We start from the raw sequence: 17622 nt of genomic DNA on the forward strand, positions 1-17622 counted from the left end.
CGGACTCAACTGAAGCGGTGCGCACAGTTCAGTTAGTTCTGCTTCTGGCCTGCCAGCTCAGCCAGACGCACAATCACCTCAACCGACTGCGCCATGATATTCAGAGATGCGAACTCATGCTTGCCGTGGTAATTATATCCGCCGGTAAACAGGTTCGGGCAGGGCAATCCTTTCCAGGACAGCGCTGAACCGTCGGTGCCGCCGCGAATCGGTTTGACATTTGGCTCAATACCACAATCGCGCATCGCCTGTAATGCCAGATCAATAATATGTGGGAAGGGCTCAACCTTTTCACGCATATTGCGATAGCTATTATTCATGTCTACCTTCACCGAACAGTCTGGATGCAGACCCTGGCTTATCTGCTGTGCAATCTGTTTCAGCGTCTGCTTACGCTGCTCAAAGCTTTCCGTATCAAAGTCCCGAATGATATAGAGCAATTCAGCGTGTTCTACGGTGCCTTTCATCTGATGCAGATGGTAGAAACCTTCGTAGCCCTCTGTGTGTTGCGGTTTCTCTTTGGCGGGCACTGCCATATGGAATTGCGTCGCTAATTCCAGTGCATTTACCATGACGCCTTTCGCCGTGCCGGGATGCACGTTATTGCCCACAATTTTTACCGTCGCTGAGGCCGCGTTGAAATTCTCAAATTCAAATTCGCCTATATCGCTGCCATCCACGGTATACGCCCAGTCAGCGGCAAAACCTTCCACATCGAAGTGTGACGTGCCGCGACCAATCTCCTCGTCGGGCGTAAAGGCAACGCGAAGCGCGCCGTGTGGAATATCCTCTTTCGCCAGACGCGCCATCGCCGTCATAATTTCCGCAATGCCAGCTTTATCATCTGCCCCGAGTAAGGTTTTGCCGTCAGTGGTAATCAGCGTGTGGCCGATGAGCTTATGCAGAACCGGAAACATCACCGGTGACAAAATTTCATTGCCATTACCAAGCGCAATATCGCCGCCGCGATAGTTTTCAATGATCTGGGGATTCACATTTTTCGCGGTGAAATCCGGCGAAGTATCCATATGTGAGATAAAACCAATCACCGGCGTGGGCCAGTCAACATTGGCGGGAAGCGTGCCCATAACACAGCAGTGATCGCTCAATGTGACGTCAATAAAACCCAGCGCCAATAACTCTTCCTGTAACTGACGTGCCAGTGTCCACTGGCCTTCACTGCTCGGCACCTGACGCGCCTGCGGTTTTGCCTGGGTTTCCACTGCCACGTAACGTAAAAAGCGCTCAAGTAACTGTTCCATTTGCCATCCTTAAAAAATTGCCATCAGTTATTATTCACTGACTGCCCAGACGCCTGATTGCGTCAAATCATTAACGAACAGGTTAGCGCTGTCTGAGCGGTTTCGGAAAGACGGGACAGGTAAAATCGCCAATAAAAATTTATTTATTGTGGCGAGCCAGGCAATAGCGTCACATAACAGGTTTTTATCGCGTTCATTTATAGGCAAAACATGGAATTAGCCTGTTTTTCAGGTATCATCCGCCCTTTCTTGCTGGCTGGTCGTATTAAACGACTATGCTGTAACCTATCGACCTATGACAGACTGAGACTAAAATGACGCAAACATGCGCGCACCAGGCGCTGGTTACGCTTTCTGGCATCAGTAAAGCTTTCGATGGCAAAACCATCATCAATGACTTTAACCTGACCATTTATCATGGTGAGTTTATTACCCTGCTCGGCCCGTCTGGCTGCGGTAAAACCACCATTTTGCGTCTGATCGCGGGTCTCGAACAGACCGACAGCGGCCATATCACTTTAGACAACCACGACATCACTGACACACCCGCAGAACATCGTCACGTTAATACGGTATTTCAGAGCTATGCGCTGTTTCCGCATATGTCGGTGTTTGAGAACGTTGCCTTTGGTCTGCGTATGCAGAAAACACCTGATGCTGAGATCACCACACGCGTCAATGAAGCGCTGGCGATGGTGCAGCTGGATGCGTTTGCCGAACGCCGTCCTCATCAGCTTTCAGGCGGCCAGCAGCAGCGCGTTGCCATTGCCCGTGCCGTGGTTAATCGTCCTAAAGTATTGCTGCTGGATGAATCGTTATCGGCACTGGATTACAAGCTACGCAGGCAGATGCAAAACGAGTTGAAAGCGCTGCAACGCAAACTCGGCATTATCTTTATTTTCGTCACTCACGATCAGGAAGAGGCGTTGACCATGTCCGATCGTATTGTGGTGATGCGCGAGCGCAAAATCGAACAAGATGGCACACCACGCGAAATTTACGAAGAGCCCAAAAATCTGTTTGTTGCCCGCTTTATTGGCGAAATTAATGTTTTCGACGCCGAAGTGCTTGCCAGCGATAAGGCCCCTGTGGTGCGTGCGCGGGTAGAAAGTCGCGAATGCGATATTTATTGTCCTTTTCCGGTAAGTGCGGGCGACAGGCTGCACGTCATGTTGCGTCCGGAGGATCTGCGCGTCGAAGAGATCCATGACGACAGCGTGATTGAAGGATTAACCGGCTACGTTCGCGAACGTAACTACAAAGGCATGACGCTGGAATCGACCGTTGAACTGGAAAACGGTAAGCTGGTCACGGTTAGCGAATTTTTTAACGAAGACGATCCCGATTTTGACCATTCGCTGAACCAAAAAATGGCGGTGAACTGGGTCGCAAGCTGGGAGGTGGTACTGCCTCATGAAGCTGATGCGTAACCGTTTCCAAAAAAGCGCCATCGCGCTCATTGTCAGTTGGCTGACGCTATTCGTCTTTCTGCCCAACCTGATGATTTTTGTCACCAGTTTTCTGACCCGTGATGATGCGCATTTTGTCAGCATGGTATTTACTTTCAGTAATTACACCCGCCTGCTCGATCCGCTCTACGCTGAAGTATTACTGCATTCACTGAATATGGCGTTTATCGCTACCGCCTGCTGTTTGCTGCTGGGGTATCCTTTCGCCTGGTGTCTGACTAAGCTGCCTGCGCGCCTGCGTTCACTGCTGCTGTTTCTGTTAATTGTGCCTTTCTGGACCAATTCATTAATTCGCATTTACGGCCTGAAAATATTTCTCAGCACTCGCGGCTGGCTCAATGATTTTCTGCTCTGGACTGGAGTTATCGATAAACCTTTTCGCATCATGTTCACCTCAGAAGCGGTGATCCTGGGCCTGGTCTATATCCTGCTGCCGTTTATGGTGCTGCCGCTCTACTCCAGCCTGGAAAAACTCGACAAAGCTTATCTGGAAGCAGCACGCGATCTTGGCGCCAGCAAGCTGCAAGCCTTTTTCCGCATTATTCTACCGTTGACTATGCCAGGCATCGTGGCGGGCTGCCTGTTGGTGATGATCCCGGCGATGGGCCTGTTTTACGTCGCTGATTTAATGGGCGGCGCAAAGAACCTGCTTATCGGTAACGTGATCAAAAGTCAGTTTCTGAATATTCGCGACTGGCCGTTCGGCGCTGCCACCAGCATTGTGATGACGATATTAATGGGCTTAATGCTGCTGATTTACTGGCGCGCCGCGCGCCTGCTGAATAAAAAGGTGGAATTAGAATGATGGCTCGCTGGTTACGCGGCGGTTTTATGGCCGTCATTTATGCCTGGCTCTATATTCCTATCGTGATCTTGATCGTTAATTCATTTAACGCATCGCGCTTTGGCATCAACTGGCAGGGTATAACCACGCAGTGGTACAGCCTGTTGTTTCGCAACGACAGCCTGATTCAGGCTGCACAGCATTCATTGATTATGGGCGTGCTCTCTGCCAGCTGCGCTACGCTTATCGGCTCGCTGACTGCGGTGGCGCTTTATCGCTATCGCTTCCGTGGTAAGCCCTTTGTCAGTGGCATGCTATTTGTGGTGATGATGTCACCCGATATTGTCATGGCAATTTCACTGCTGGTGCTGTTCATGCTCCTCGGCATTTCGCTCGGCTTCTGGTCACTGCTGTTTTCTCATATCACTTTCTGTCTGCCGTTTGTGGTGATCACCGTTTATTCGCGCCTCAAGGGCTTTGATGTGCGTATGCTCGAGGCCGCCAAAGATTTGGGCGCCAGCGAAACCACCATTTTACGTAAAATCTTACTGCCGCTGGCCATGCCAGCGGTGGCTGCGGGCTGGCTGTTAAGTTTTACCCTGTCGATGGATGACGTCGTGGTATCGTCATTTGTCACCGGTCCGACTTTCGAAATTTTGCTGTTAAAAATTTATTCAATGGTCAAAGTGGGCGTCTCACCCGAGGTGAATGCGCTCGCCACGATTTTGATGCTGCTCTCTTTGTTATTAGTGGCTGGTAGCCAGTGGTTGCTTCGTGACAAAACCAAAACCTAAAGGGGAATAATGATGATGAAATGGTCTCATTGGCTGGCGGCTGGAGCGCTGGCATTGAGCATGCAGGGCGCACACGCGGACGACAGCAAAACGCTCTATTTCTACAACTGGACCGAATATGTCCCGCCAGGGCTGCTGGAGCAGTTCACCAAAGAGACCGGCATCAAGGTGATTTACTCCACCTATGAATCTAATGAAAGCATGTACGCCAAGCTAAAAACCTGGAAAGACGGGGCATATGATTTAGTGGTGCCTTCAACCTATTTCGTTGCCAAAATGCGCAATGAAGGCATGCTGCAAAAGATCGACAAATCACAGCTAAGTAATTTTAAAAACCTCGATCCTGACCTGCTGAATAAGCCGTTTGATCCGAATAATGATTACTCCATTCCCTACATCTGGGGCGCAACAGCGATCGGGATCAACACGGATGAACTCGATCCCAAGAGCGTTACCCGCTGGGCCGACCTGTGGAATCCTGAGTACCGGCAAAGTCTGCTGCTGACCGACGACGCGCGTGGAGTCTTTCAGATGGCGCTGCGCAAGTTGGGCTACTCGGGCAATACGCGCGATCCACAACAGATTGAAGCGGCTTACGAAGAGTTGAAAAAGCTGATGCCAAACGTACTGGCTTTTAACTCAGACAACCCAGGCAATCCTTATATGGAAGGTGAAGTGAATCTGGGGATGATCTGGAATGGATCGGCTTACATTGCACGTCAGGCAGGCACACCGCTGCAGGTTATCTGGCCGAAGGAAGGCGGCATTTTCTGGATGGACAATCTGGCTATTCCGGCAAATGCTAAAAATAAAGAGGGCGCGCTGAAGCTGATTAACTTCCTGTTGCGCCCGGATGTAGCGGCAAAAGTTGCTGAAACGATTGGGTATCCAACACCGAATCTTGAAGCGAAAAAATTGCTGCCAAAAGCGGTGGCGGACGATCCCTCTCTTTATCCTTCAGCCGACGTGATTAAAAACGGCGAATGGCAAAACGATGTGGGTGATGCCAGCGTGCTGTACGAAACGCTTTTCCAGAAACTGAAAGCCGGACGTTAACCGGTACGGGCGGCCAACATGCCGCCCTGCTTTATTTGTATAAACCGCGCAGTAAGGTGTGCACAAACGCCGGCACCACTTCGCTGGCAAAGCCGTAATGGCTTTCGGCAAATTAATTGCCGACCTGGCTTGGCTCCAGGTTCAGTTCCACCGTATGCGCTCCCTGCAATTTAGCTTCATGCACGAACCCCGCCGCCGGATAAACATGGCCTGATGTGCCAATTGCAATAAATACATCAGCGTTTTCCAGCGCCTGATAAATTTCCTCCATGCCGATGGGCATTTCACCAAACCACACCACATGTGGGCGGAGTGCTGAAGGAAACTGACAGCAGGTACAGCGATCGTCACTGGTGACATCGCCGGTCCACTCAATCACCTGACCGCTGGTTGCACAGCGCACCTTCAGCAATTCACCGTGCATATGCAGCACGCGTGTATTGCCCGCGCGCTCATGCAGATTGTCGATGTTTTGTGTTACCAGCAAAAAGTTGTCGCCGAGCACCTGCTCAAGCTCGGCTAATGCCAGATGCGCGGCATTAGGCTGAATTTCTGGCTGCTGCAATTGGTGGCGGCGTGCGTTATAGAAGCGCTGTACCTGCGCGGGATCGCGCGCAAAGCCTTCCGGTGTGGCAACATCTTCCACCCGGTGTTCTTCCCATAATCCGTCAGCGGCGCGAAAGGTGCGGATGCCTGATTCGGCAGAAATGCCCGCACCGGTCAGTACCACCACATGCGGCAGCGGGTGTGCAACCAGTTCAGCCTGACGATCGCGCTCAAAAATACGCTGGCGAAAGCGCTGATGCACTTTTCGCCGGGTCTTTTTCAGCCGGGCGAGTCGTAAGCGTCGACGTGGTGTGCGCATAAAGGCTCCTTGTGCAGCGGCTTCGGCGAGCCGCTATAAACAAATTTTTAGGCTAGCAGCCTGATAATAATGGTTGCGCATGACAGCACCATGCTACAAAAGCCGAAAATACGCGGCGCGCAGACGCATCCTGGCGCACCGCGTGATTCAGGCCATTATTGTCCACTCAGGACCCGCGCCGGAGCGATGCGGCTGGCGCGCCTTGCCGGATACCAACTTGCCACCAGGCTTAACAGGATGGCGGTGATAAGCACCGAAAAGACGTCAAACCAATGCAGTTCTGACGGCAAAAAATCGATAAAATAGATGTCGCCCTCCAGCAAATGATGTCCGGTAATATTTTCCAGCCCACGCACCAGCGTAGTCAGATTTAGCGCCACCAGTACGCCAACCACCACACCGCTGACGCTGCCGAGCAACCCTGCCAGCAAGCCGTACCAGATAAAAATGGCACGAATCAGACGATCTTTGGCGCCCAGAGTCCGCAACACCGCAATATCGCTGCTCTTGTCTTTCACGGCCATTACCAGCGTCGAAACGATGTTGAAACAGGCCACGCCAATCACCAGCACCATCGCCAGATACATAATGGCGCGGATCATCTGGATGTCGCGATACATATAGCCGTAAGTGCCAATCCAGCTTTTGATATAGACATAAGCGTGCGTCGCTTCACCCGCATCCCGCACCAGCTTGACGGCTTTAAAGGGATCGTCCATCTTCAGCGCAATGCCAGAAACATTTTCGCCCATATCCAGATAGTTTTGCGCATCGGCGAGCGGCACCAGCGCCAGGCTGTGATCCAGCATACCACTGAGTTGCAGAATACCGCTGACCTGTAAGCGCACGCGCTTCGGCTGCAGCAGTTTATTATCACCGTCATTATTCGGGATCATGATGGTGATCCAGTCGCCCTGCCTGACGTTCAGCGATCGCGCAATACCGCCGCCCAGAATAATTTGCTGTTTGCCCGCGGCAAACGTTGACCATTTATTGTCTGCGACAAAACGTGGCAGCGCGCTCAGGCGCGGCTCCTGGGCTGGATCCACGCCTTTAACCTGTAACGCCTGCAATTTTGCGCCGTTTTCAATCAACCCGGTAAAATTGACGTAAGGCGCGGCAGCGGCAATACCCGGCACCTTTTCGATGGGGGCAATCATTGATTGCCAGTGCTGAAACGGCTGCTTAACCGCTTCGATTTCACCGTGTGGCACCACCGCAAGAATGCGGTTATTGAGTTCGCGCTCAAACCCGTTCATTGCGCTCAGGCCGATAATCAATACCGCCACGCCCAGCGCAATACCAAAAGTAGAGATCACCGAAATCAGCGAAACCATGCCGCCACGACGCCGGCCACGGCTAAAGCGCAGCCCCAACAGCAGCGATAAGGAAGACCCCATTACACCGCTCCTGCAAAGGTCAGTTGGTCGCTCAACTGCCCATCACGCATTCTCATCTGGCGCGTCATGCGCTTAGCCAGCAGCAGATCATGCGTCACCACTAAAAATGCCGTGCCCTGGCGCACATTCAGTTCACCTAACAGCTCAAAGATGGCATCGGCATTACGCGCATCAAGGTTGCCGGTGGGTTCATCGCCCATAACCAGGCGCGGCTTATTCACCAGCGCACGGGCAATGGCGACGCGCTGGCGTTCCCCGCCAGATAATTCGGAAGGGCGATGCGTAGCCCGATGTTCAAGCCCGACGGCTTGCAGTATCTCACGCGCCCGATCCTGCGCTTCCGCTTTGCCGCTTTTACCAATTAGCAGCGGCATGGCGACGTTTTCCAGCGCGCTAAAGTCCGGCAATAAATGGTGGAACTGATAAATAAAGCCCAGCTCGCGATTGCGCAATTCGGCCTTCGCCGATGAGGACATGGCGTTTAGTGATTTCCCATCAAAGACCACATCGCCTGAAGTAGGCGCATCCAGTCCGCCCAGCAGATGCAGCAAAGTACTTTTACCGGAACCGGAACTGCCGACAATCGCCATCAATTCGCCCGGTTGCAGGCTAAAAGCCACATTGCGCAGCACCTCCGTCTGCACGCTGCCTTCCTGATAGCGCTTACACAGATCGCGACACTGCAACAAAGGAGAGTTACTCATAACGTAAAGCCTCGGCGGGTTGAACGGCGGCAGCGCGCCACGAAGGATAAAGCGTAGAAAGCAGTGCGACGACCATTGCGCTGAAGGCAATAGCCACCACTTGCCACAGATTAATATCAACCGGCAATGCTGCACCATCAAGGAACAGGCCAATCACCGGCATCAGGTTATTCAGCTGGCTGGCGAGCAACACGCCAAGCAGCGTTCCCAACAGCGTCCCGATTATCCCGGCACTGGCTCCCTGCACCATGAAGACTGCGACAATTTGACGCCGGGTTAAGCCCTGCGTTTGCAGTATCGCCACTTCGCCCTGCTTCTCCATGATCAGCAACCCCAGCGAAGTGATGATATTAAACGCGGCGACGGCGATGATCAGGCTCAGCAGCAAGCCCATCATATTTTTTTCCATGCGCACCGCCTGGAACAGGTCCCCTTTGCGCTCGCGCCAGTCTTTCCATACCATGCCGTCCGGCAACGTTTGCTGGCTAAGGCTGTCAACGTCCAGAGGCTTATCCAGCCAGAGTCGCCAGCCGGTGACATTTCCCGCCGGGTAGCGCATCACACGCGACGCGTCCTGTTGATTGACCAAAATTTGGTAGCCATCGACTTCGCTGTTTGCGGCATACGTCCCGGCAACGGTAAACAAACGCTGGCTCGGCACCCGCCCCATCGGTGTAAACTGGCTCACCGACGGCACCATCAAACGCAGTCGGTCGCCACGCTTCACGCCCAGCTGGTTTGCCAGTTGTTCACCGAGAATGACGTTGTACTGGCCCGATTGCAGTACGCGTTGCTGGGTATTAACCAGATACGGGGTCAGGGGATCGTTTTCATCTGGCATAATACCCAACATTACACCAACAGAAACGCTGTGCGCGCTCTGTAACACCACATCTGCAGTGGTCAGCGACGCAACGCGGTTAACGCCTTGTAGTTTGAGGCTGGAAGCGGGCTGTTGCTGTGGATTGATACTGCCCTTTTCGCTGGTGACCAGCGCCTGAGGCATCAGCCCAAGGATGTTGCCTTCCAGCTCGCGTTCAAAGCCGTTCATCACGGATAGCACCGTGACCAGCGCCAACACCCCTAACGTGATGCCAATGGTTGACAGCCAGGAAACAAAGCGACCGAAGCGATCCGATGCTTGCCCGCGCATGTAGCGCAGACCGATAAATAGCGCGACAGGTTGATACATGGAATCCAATGTGCAGTTGCCTGAAAATAAGTAGTGGGATGATAAAGGAGCCGCCTGCTTTATGAAACCTCTAACTCGCTGAGTGTGCAGCAAAGTTACGTCAGAATGCGTCAATGACAGCACCCATTCACAGAAATGCGATAAAAAGAGGCGGTTAATCGTACGATTATCCGTCAACCACGGCGCTAAACTACACTTAATCAGACGACAAGAGGTTAAATATTACACAGACGTAAGAGGTAGCGACCATGTTCAAATTTCCCAAAGGCAGTATTGTCAAACACAAATCAGGGGAGATCAGAGGCGAAGTCGTTAACGTCTTTGAACAGGGAGAAGCACCCACCGGCTACTACGTGAAGTGGGACGACGGCAATCACAGTTATCACCTTGAGCGTGACCTGTGCTGGGCCAACGTTGACCGCCCGCGTATGCACTACACACAGCAAGCTATAAAATAACGCCCGTCCAGTGGCGAAGCGGCAGTAAAATTCTGCCGCAGAGGTGATCCCCAGGGCGTAATATGAAATGATTACGCCCTGGCAAAAAATGGAGAAACCTCGAGATCCCATGTCCGAACAGACTCGCTATACCCTGCCCGTAAAATCCGGCGATACCCGCCAGCTCGGTCAGCTGATCGGTGCCGCGCACGCCGTCGAATGTGCCAGCATCGCCGAGCGCCATACCGGTCCGGTGTTAATGATTACGCCTGACACACAAACCGCCTTACGCTTGCTGGACGAAATCCGACAGTTTACCGATCTACCGGTTAGCCATCTCGCCGACTGGGAAACGCTGCCTTACGACAGCTTCTCGCCACATCAGGACATTATCTCCGCCCGCCTTTCAACGTTATATCAATTGCCCACGATGCAGCGCGGTATGCTGATTTTGCCGGTCAATACGCTGATGCAGCGTGTATGTCCGCACAGCTTCCTGCATGGTCATGCATTGGTAATGAAGCAGGGGCAAAAACTGTCGCGCGATCGCCTGCGCGATCAGCTGGAGCAGGCTGGCTATCGTCATGTCGATCAGGTGATGGAGCACGGTGAATACGCCACGCGTGGCGCATTACTTGATCTGTTTCCAATGGGCAGTGAACAACCTTATCGCATCGACTTTTTCGATGATGAAATTGACAGCCTGCGTCTTTTTGACGTTGACAGCCAACGAACGCTGGAAGCCGTGCCAGAAATCAATCTGCTGCCCGCTCACGAATTTCCCAGCGACAAAGCCGCCATTGAACTTTTTCGCAGCCGCTGGCGCGAGCTGTTTGAAGTGCGGCGTGAAGCGGAGCACATCTATCAACAGGTCAGCAAAGGCACCTTGCCCGCCGGTATTGAATACTGGCAACCGCTGTTTTTTGACCAGCCGCTGCCAGCCTTATTTAGCTATTTACCCGGCAATACGCTGCTGGTGAATTGTGGCGATCTGGAAGGCAGCGCTACACGGTTTTGGCAAGATGCCAATGCACGCTATGAAAACCGACGTGTCGATCCCATGCGGCCCTTAATTGAACCGGTTACGCTGTGGCTACGCCCGGATGCACTGATGGGTGAGCTGAAAAGCTGGCCGCGCGTGCAAATGTCCCACGATACGCTGCCTGAAAAAGCGGCGAATACCAACCTCGGCTATCAGCCATTGCCTGATCTGACTGTACAGGCACAGGCCAAAGCGCCGCTTGACCACCTGCGTCAGTTCCTTGAACAATTCGCCGGTGCGGTGACCTTCTCGGTAGAAAGTGAAGGACGTCGTGAAAGCCTGCAAGAGCTGCTGGCGCGTATTAAGTTGCGTCCACAACCGGCGCACAGGCTTGATGAAGCCCGTGCTGCGCGTTTTACGCTGATGATTGGTGCCAGCGAGCGCGGCTTTATTGATACCCAGGGCAACCGCGCCCTGATTTGCGAAAGTGATCTGCTTGGTGAACGCGTCAGTCGCCGTCGTCAGGATACCCGCCGGACTATTAATCCCGACATCCTGATTCGTAACCTGGCGGAGTTGCACCCCGGTCAGCCTGTGGTGCATCTGGAGCACGGTGTCGGTCGTTATATCGGCCTGACGACGCTTGCGGCGGGGGGTATCCAGGCTGAATATCTGATGCTCTCCTACGCTAATGACGCCAAATTATATGTGCCGGTATCATCGTTACATCTGATCAGCCGCTATGCTGGCGGCGCGGATGAAAATGCGCCGTTGCATAAGCTGGGCAGCGATGCCTGGTCACGTGCGCGGCAGAAAGCGGCAGAAAAAGTGCGCGATGTGGCAGCGGAGTTGCTGGATATTTATGCCCAGCGCGCCGCCAAAACCGGCTTCGCCTTTAAGCACGATCGCGAACAATATCAACTGTTCTGCGAAGGCTTCCCGTTCGATACCACGCCCGATCAGGCGCAAGCCATTAATGCGGTATTGAGCGATATGTGTCAGCCGCTGGCGATGGATCGTCTGGTTTGTGGCGACGTTGGCTTTGGCAAAACCGAAGTGGCGATGCGTGCCGCTTTTTTAGCGGTTGAGAACAACAAACAGGTCGCGGTACTGGTGCCAACTACCCTGCTGGCACAGCAGCATTATGATAACTTCCGCGATCGCTTTGCTAACTGGCCGGTACGCATTGAGATGCTGTCGCGCTTCCGTACCGCTAAAGAGCAAACGCAGGTGTTGGAACAGGCCAGCGAAGGCAAAATCGATATTCTGATCGGTACGCATAAATTGCTGATGAGCGATTTAAAGTGGCGCGATCTGGGACTGCTGATTGTGGATGAAGAACACCGATTTGGCGTTCGTCATAAAGAGCGGATTAAGGCAATGCGGGCCGATGTTGATATTCTGACGCTTACCGCCACGCCGATCCCACGCACGCTGAATATGGCGATGAGCGGTATGCGCGATCTGTCGATCATCGCTACCCCACCCGCGCGTCGTCTGGCGGTCAAAACGTTTGTGCGCGAGTTTGATAATCTGGTGATCCGTGAAGCCATTCTGCGTGAAGTGCTACGTGGTGGCCAGGTTTATTACCTGTACAATGACGTCGAGAATATCGAGAAAGCCGCACAGCGCCTGGCAGAACTGGTGCCGGAAGCCCGCATCGCCATTGGTCATGGCCAAATGCGCGAGCGCGATCTGGAACGGGTGATGAATGATTTCCACCATCAACGCTTTAATGTGCTGGTGTGTACCACCATTATTGAAACCGGTATCGATATCCCGACCGCAAACACCATTATCATCGAACGCGCTGACCATTTTGGTCTGGCGCAGCTGCATCAGTTACGGGGTCGCGTGGGTCGTTCACATCATCAGGCGTATGCCTGGTTGCTGACGCCGCATCCCAAAGCGATGACCAGTGATGCGCAAAAGCGTCTTGAAGCAATTGCGTCGCTGGAAGATTTAGGCGCTGGCTTTGCACTGGCAACGCACGATCTTGAAATTCGTGGTGCCGGCGAGTTGCTGGGGGAAGAACAGAGCGGACAGATGGAAACCCTGGGTTTCTCGCTGTATATGGAGCTGTTAGAGAACGCGGTGGATGCGTTAAAAGCCGGTCGCGAGCCATCGCTTGAGGACCTGACCAACAATCAAACCGAAGTAGAGTTGCGTATGCCTGCCCTGCTGCCGGAAGATTTTATTCCCGATGTGAATACACGCTTATCGCTATACAAGCGGATCGCCAGCGCCGGTAACGAAACTGAATTGCAGGAATTAAAAGTCGAGATGATTGATCGCTTTGGCCTGTTGCCGGATCCAGCACGCAACCTGCTGGATATTGCTGCATTACGGTTGCAAGCACAGGCCCTGGGGGTGCGTAAAATCGAAGCCAGCGATAAAGGCGGCTTCTTTGATTTTGCGCCGCAGAACAGCGTTGATCCGGCCTGGCTGATTGGCCTGCTACAGAAAGATCCCAAACAGTGGAAGCTGGATGGTCCAGCACGCCTGCGCTTTACCCGTGAACTGACGGAGCGTAAGGTTCGCATGGAATGGGTGCAGGGATTTGTCGCACAACTGGCAGAAAATCGGGTGTAAAAAAACAGATAAAAAAGCGCATCTTCCCTGATGCGCTTTCTGGTTTTTGTCTGCTGTGTGGCCGCTAACGCGGCAAAGCTTTGCCCGGTTAAGCCTGATCGCTGTTAAGGATAAGCTGACCATTGCGGTCGAGTGGAATACGCGTGCCAGGATCATTTTCCGTGCGGATTTTGCCCTGTTGGTTGCCTATTTTATAGGTCACATCGTATCCCAACATTTTTTCTTGTTTGTCGTAAACGGTTTTGCAGCGCTGCTCCGTCGTCGTGTATGTATCACGGTTTTGCATCCCGGCCTGGACCTGATTACCCGCGTACCCCCCAGCACCCGCGCCTGCCACAGTCGCAACATCTTTGCCGCGCCCGCCGCCAAACTGATGACCCAGCACGCCACCCGCCACGGCGCCTAATACTGAACCCGCGATACGGTTGTCATCCTGCACGGCACGGCGATGGGTCAGCGTGACGTTGCGGCATTCCTGACGCGGCTGTTTGATACTTTCTTTAATCGGGGTAGCTGACAGTACCTGTGCGTATTGCGGCCCGCGGTCAAACACGTTCATGCCCGCCACGGCGGCAACGCCCAGTGCCGCTGCCACACCAACACCGATACCCGCTAACATTGACTTATTCACAGGACGTTCCTCCTGAAAGTGTTACCGCGCATTCCTGCCGCTGTTACATCCTCAACAGTTGGGGCCTAACCCGGCGTGCGCGACCCGCCGTGTTTGTTGAAAGAAGTTTTACAGATGGACCGAAATTGCAACATCAGATAAATGGAGGAAATCTGAACGACAGCCGTCAGGGCCAGCTTTTAGGAGAGTTCTGAGCGACACGGGAAGGCGCTGACTTCCCTTCTCAGTACGACTCTTTTTTCGCTGAAAATCAACAAGACAGAAGGATAAAAGGCGGAAACCCGCCTTATCAGATTAATGCAGTTTGAGGCGTGGACGGATGACGCGGTTGATGCTGCCCACCAGCATCATCAGACCGGTTTTGAAATATCCATGGAGCGCAATCTGGTGCATACGATACAGAGAGATGTAAACGAAACGCGCAATGCGCCCTTCTACCATCATCGAGCCACGCATCAGATTACCCATCAGACTGCCAACCGTACTGAAGCGCGACAGTGACACCAGCGAACCATGATCTTTATACACATACGCTTTCAATGGTTTGCCACTGCGCTGCGCCAGAATATTTTCCATCGCGCGTGAGGCCATCTGGTGCGCCGACTGTGCCCGAGGCGGCACAAAACCGCCTGAAGGCAGTGCGCAGGAGGCGCAATCACCGATGGCGTAAATATCATCATCCAGCGTGGTTTGCAGCGTCTCTTTGACCACCAGCTGATTAATGCGGTTAGTGTCAAGTCCGCCAATTCCTTTCATAAAGTCAGGCGCTTTGATACCTGCGGCCCACACCATTAAATCGGCTTCAATATACTCGCCGCCTTTGGTATGCAGACCTTTTTTATCCGCGCTGGTTACCATCGTTTGCGTAAGTACGCGCACGCCCAGTTTGGTCAGTTCCTGTTGCGCCGCCGACGAAATACGCGGTGGCAAGGCCGGCAGAATACGTTCACCCGCTTCAACTAACGTAACGTTCAGCGCTTCACTGCCCAGACCTTTATAACCGTAACTATGCAGCTGTTTTACCGCATTATGCAGCTCCGCAGAAAGCTCAACGCCGGTCGCCCCCCCGCCAACGATCGCGATATTCACCTTTTCAGTCTGCCCTTCACTGGCGGAGAACTTCAGGAAAAGATTAAGCATTTCGTTGTGGAAACGACGCGCCTGATGCGGATTATCAAGGAAGATACAGTGATCTTTAACGCCCGGTGTGCCGAAATCATTGGAGGTGCTGCCCAGCGCCATTACCAGCGTGTCGTAGGCAAGCTCGCGCTGTGGCACCAGCACTTCGCCATGCGCATCCAGCACTTCCGCCAGTGAAATAACTTTCTTCTCGCGATTAATGTCAGTCAAGGATCCAAGCTGGAACTGAAAACCATGGTTGCGCGCATGAGCCAGATAACTCAGCGCATCAATACCTTCATCCATTGAGCCGGTTGCGACTTCATGTAGCAGCGGTTTCCACAAATGGCTGTGGTTGCGGTCAACCAAAATAATCTCAGCTCTCTTTTTACGGCCCAGTTTATGGCCTAACTGTGTCGCCATTTCCAGGCCACCGGCACCGCCTCCGACAATAACGATTTTCTGAATAGATGTAGTCAACAAGAACCCCCTCAAATTGTGAACCAACAGTTAATCAATAGTTAAATTAAACCTTAATAAACATAGGGTTGGCGAAGTTAAAATCGCGATCTGAGGGCAGAATAGCATGGTGTGAAGTGTTGGGCATAAGAAAATTGATTGACATCAAATTTCTTAGCGCAAACTCAGAATATCACCCATGAAAACAGGCACCTTTTAGATGCTTGTAGAATTAACGTACTGTTTTGAAAGCTTTTATCGCTGAAGATATGGCGCAATATTCCTGAATTTATGCCCTTCCTTATCGTCCCATATGATTTCATAAAAAGGGTGAAGTCGCTGGGCACTCCGCTGACTGTCGAGAACGTCATCCTGACGCGACAAAATGGCCAAACAGTAATGGCGGTTTCTCTCGCGAAAGTCACTCACACATTTAGTCGCGATGTCTTTATACTCTTCAGGCCGGTCTGTTTTCCTGTCATATTTTCAAATGGAAACAGGTTGGGATTAAAAATCACCTAGCGAATACCGCATAAAAACCCAATGCGTTCCGGCCAGTAACCTCCAGGGCCCACGCCGCAAATCAGTGAGCTACGGTCATCACATAGCGCCAGCATTTTGTCGGTTTCTTTCAGCAGAAATTGCACATCATGTCTGGGATGGCGGGTACTGTAGCTAATCAGCCTAACGTCAGGGTCGATGAATTGCAGTTGCAGCACTTTTTCATGGTTGCCCGGACTCGTAGAATCAAAACCGTGTAGATAGATAATCATGATTTTCCTCAACGATGACTACGCCGGGCAGCCCGTTCAGTTATGACCGCGACGCTTTATGAGCCAGCCAGCGCGCCTGTAACGCACTTAGCTGTTGAGCGTTACTTTTCCAACGCGAACTCGCTTGCAAACTTTGGCGGCTGAAGGTTCCCTGATGGTACAGCTGCGAAACACGTTCAGCCCCGATGATGGTCAGACTATCCAGCACGCTAATTGCCTCCTGACGCTGATTACACACCAGGATCATATCGCAACCGGCAGCGAGCGACTGCTGCGCGCGTTCGGCATAGCTTCCCATCACGGCAGCCCCTTCCATCGATAAATCGTCCGAGAAAATGACCCCCGTAAAACCCAGCTCTTTGCGCAATACGGTTTTCAGCCAATAGGGTGAACCACTGGCGGGTAACGCGTCGATTTCAGTATAGATAACGTGGGCAGGCATAATGGCATCCAGCGCCTGAGCGGCAATCAGGGTGCGGAAAATCGCCATATCGTGCTGGCGCAGCGTCGCTTCATCGCGCGGATCGCGCGGTGTCTCTTTATGCGAGTCAGCGCTCACCGCGCCATGCCCTGGAAAATGCTTACCGGTGGTTTTCATGCCTGCTTCATGCATTCCGTCGATAAAGCGGCGCGCAACGGCCAGCGCAATGTCCGGATCGGCATGGAAAGATCGATCACCAATTGCCGCGCTGATATGGCCAATATCCAGTACCGGCGCGAAGCTAATATCAATATCCATGGCGATCATCTCGGCTGCCATTTGCCAGCCTGCCTGCTGTGCCAGTTCACCTGCTGTATGCCTGTCATGCAGCGCAGCGAAGGACTGCATCGCGGGCAAGCTGGTGAAGCCATCACGGAAACGCTGCACGCGGCCGCCTTCCTGATCAACCGCGACCACCAGACGCGTATGTGAGGCCGCACGGATTTGCCGCACCAGCTCCGCAAGTTGCGCCGGATCGTGATAATTGCGGGCAAACAATATCACCCCTCCAACTAAAGGGTGTTTGAGTATTTCGCGCTCTTCCGCATCTAACTCGTAACCTTCAACGTCCAGCATCAGCGGGCCGGGTAAATGTGTTGTCATGACCAAAATCCTGTGACTT

13 protein-coding genes and 2 pseudogenes are annotated in these 17622 nt (G+C 52.8%); 6 read left to right on the forward strand and 9 right to left on the reverse strand.

Annotated features, from left to right (window positions below; all coding sequences use genetic code 11):
* Positions 1-32 precede the first annotated feature (32 nt).
* On the reverse strand, positions 33-1262 hold the full coding sequence (pepT, locus tag H2P46_RS12885; protein WP_193405430.1) for a peptidase T: 1230 nt from the start codon (positions 1260-1262) through the stop codon (positions 33-35).
* Between the two features lie 314 nt (positions 1263-1576).
* Here pepT and potA point away from each other — a divergent pair, with 314 nt between their 5' ends.
* The 4 genes from potA to potD are packed head-to-tail and all read left to right on the forward strand — an operon-like array spanning position 1577 to position 5365.
* The gene (potA, locus tag H2P46_RS12890) at positions 1577-2692 is read left to right on the forward strand and encodes a spermidine/putrescine ABC transporter ATP-binding protein PotA (protein ID WP_193405431.1); all 1116 of its coding nucleotides are present in this window, start codon (positions 1577-1579) and stop codon (positions 2690-2692) included.
* Positions 2676-3536, forward strand: coding sequence for a spermidine/putrescine ABC transporter permease PotB (gene potB, locus H2P46_RS12895; RefSeq protein WP_193405432.1), 861 nt, complete (start codon positions 2676-2678; stop codon positions 3534-3536). Before potA ends, potB begins: the two co-directional genes overlap by 17 nt.
* Positions 3533-4309: a spermidine/putrescine ABC transporter permease PotC gene (gene potC / locus H2P46_RS12900; protein ID WP_193405433.1), complete on the forward strand. Its 777-nt coding sequence runs from the start codon at positions 3533-3535 to the stop codon at positions 4307-4309. Before potB ends, potC begins: the two co-directional genes overlap by 4 nt.
* Before the next feature lie 12 nt (positions 4310-4321).
* Positions 4322-5365: a spermidine/putrescine ABC transporter substrate-binding protein PotD gene (gene potD, locus H2P46_RS12905; RefSeq protein WP_193405531.1), complete on the forward strand. Its 1044-nt coding sequence runs from the start codon at positions 4322-4324 to the stop codon at positions 5363-5365.
* A 31-nt stretch (positions 5366-5396) separates the two neighbouring features.
* Here the strand turns inward: potD and cobB are convergent.
* From cobB to lolC, 4 genes and pseudogenes are all read right to left on the reverse strand, one after another.
* Positions 5397-6230, reverse strand: a pseudogene (cobB, locus tag H2P46_RS12910) (Sir2 family NAD+-dependent deacetylase).
* Positions 6231-6385: 155 nt separating this feature from the next.
* Complete coding sequence (gene lolE / locus H2P46_RS12915) at positions 6386-7630, reverse strand: lipoprotein-releasing ABC transporter permease subunit LolE (protein ID WP_193405434.1); 1245 nt, start codon at positions 7628-7630, stop codon at positions 6386-6388.
* Complete coding sequence (lolD, locus tag H2P46_RS12920; protein WP_193405435.1) at positions 7630-8334, reverse strand: lipoprotein-releasing ABC transporter ATP-binding protein LolD; 705 nt, start codon at positions 8332-8334, stop codon at positions 7630-7632. The genes lolE and lolD overlap by 1 nt, the downstream gene beginning before the upstream one ends.
* Positions 8327-9526, reverse strand: a complete 1200-nt coding sequence (gene lolC, locus H2P46_RS12925) for a lipoprotein-releasing ABC transporter permease subunit LolC (protein ID WP_193405436.1) — start codon at positions 9524-9526, stop codon at positions 8327-8329. Before lolC ends, lolD begins: the two co-directional genes overlap by 8 nt.
* Positions 9527-9774: 248 nt before the next feature.
* Here lolC and H2P46_RS12930 point away from each other — a divergent pair, with 248 nt between their 5' ends.
* The gene (locus tag H2P46_RS12930; protein WP_193405437.1) at positions 9775-9984 is read left to right on the forward strand and encodes a hypothetical protein; all 210 of its coding nucleotides are present in this window, start codon (positions 9775-9777) and stop codon (positions 9982-9984) included.
* 109 nt (positions 9985-10093) lie between these two features.
* Entirely contained in the window at positions 10094-13537 is a 3444-nt protein-coding gene (mfd, locus tag H2P46_RS12935; protein ID WP_193405532.1) for a transcription-repair coupling factor, read from the forward strand.
* A gap of 88 nt (positions 13538-13625) precedes the next feature.
* On the opposite strand, the gene H2P46_RS12940 is transcribed toward mfd, so the two are convergent.
* The 4 genes and pseudogenes from H2P46_RS12940 to nagZ all read right to left on the reverse strand — a co-directional run bounded on the left by H2P46_RS12940 (position 13626) and on the right by nagZ (position 17603).
* On the reverse strand, positions 13626-14168 hold the full coding sequence (locus tag H2P46_RS12940) for a glycine zipper 2TM domain-containing protein (RefSeq protein WP_193405438.1): 543 nt from the start codon (positions 14166-14168) through the stop codon (positions 13626-13628).
* 294 nt (positions 14169-14462) lie between these two features.
* Positions 14463-15767, reverse strand: a complete 1305-nt coding sequence (locus H2P46_RS12945) for an NAD(P)/FAD-dependent oxidoreductase (protein WP_193405439.1) — start codon at positions 15765-15767, stop codon at positions 14463-14465.
* A 211-nt stretch (positions 15768-15978) separates the two neighbouring features.
* Positions 15979-16519, reverse strand: a pseudogene (gene ycfP, locus H2P46_RS12950) (alpha/beta hydrolase YcfP).
* Between the two features lie 40 nt (positions 16520-16559).
* Positions 16560-17603 (reverse strand): beta-N-acetylhexosaminidase, encoded by a 1044-nt coding sequence (gene nagZ, locus H2P46_RS12955; protein ID WP_193405440.1) that lies wholly within the window; start codon positions 17601-17603, stop codon positions 16560-16562.
* Positions 17604-17622: the final 19 nt, after the last annotated feature.

The organism is Mixta mediterraneensis (assembly GCF_014946725.1).
Lineage (GTDB): Bacteria > Pseudomonadota > Gammaproteobacteria > Enterobacterales > Enterobacteriaceae > Pantoea > Pantoea mediterraneensis.

Coding starts and splice junctions, on each gene's coding strand:
- mfd (WP_193405532.1), top strand. CDS start 10,094: ATGTCCGAACAGACTCGCTATACCCTGCCCGTAAAATCCGGCGATACC.
- potC (WP_193405433.1), top strand. CDS start 3,533: ATGATGGCTCGCTGGTTACGCGGCGGTTTTATGGCCGTCATTTATGCC.
- potB (WP_193405432.1), top strand. CDS start 2,676: ATGAAGCTGATGCGTAACCGTTTCCAAAAAAGCGCCATCGCGCTCATT.
- lolD (WP_193405435.1), bottom strand. CDS start 8,334: ATGAGTAACTCTCCTTTGTTGCAGTGTCGCGATCTGTGTAAGCGCTAT.
- potA (WP_193405431.1), top strand. CDS start 1,577: ATGACGCAAACATGCGCGCACCAGGCGCTGGTTACGCTTTCTGGCATC.
- pepT (WP_193405430.1), bottom strand. CDS start 1,262: ATGGAACAGTTACTTGAGCGCTTTTTACGTTACGTGGCAGTGGAAACC.
- potD (WP_193405531.1), top strand. CDS start 4,322: ATGATGAAATGGTCTCATTGGCTGGCGGCTGGAGCGCTGGCATTGAGC.
- lolC (WP_193405436.1), bottom strand. CDS start 9,526: ATGTATCAACCTGTCGCGCTATTTATCGGTCTGCGCTACATGCGCGGG.
- nagZ (WP_193405440.1), bottom strand. CDS start 17,603: ATGACAACACATTTACCCGGCCCGCTGATGCTGGACGTTGAAGGTTAC.
- lolE (WP_193405434.1), bottom strand. CDS start 7,630: ATGGGGTCTTCCTTATCGCTGCTGTTGGGGCTGCGCTTTAGCCGTGGC.
- H2P46_RS12930 (WP_193405437.1), top strand. CDS start 9,775: ATGTTCAAATTTCCCAAAGGCAGTATTGTCAAACACAAATCAGGGGAG.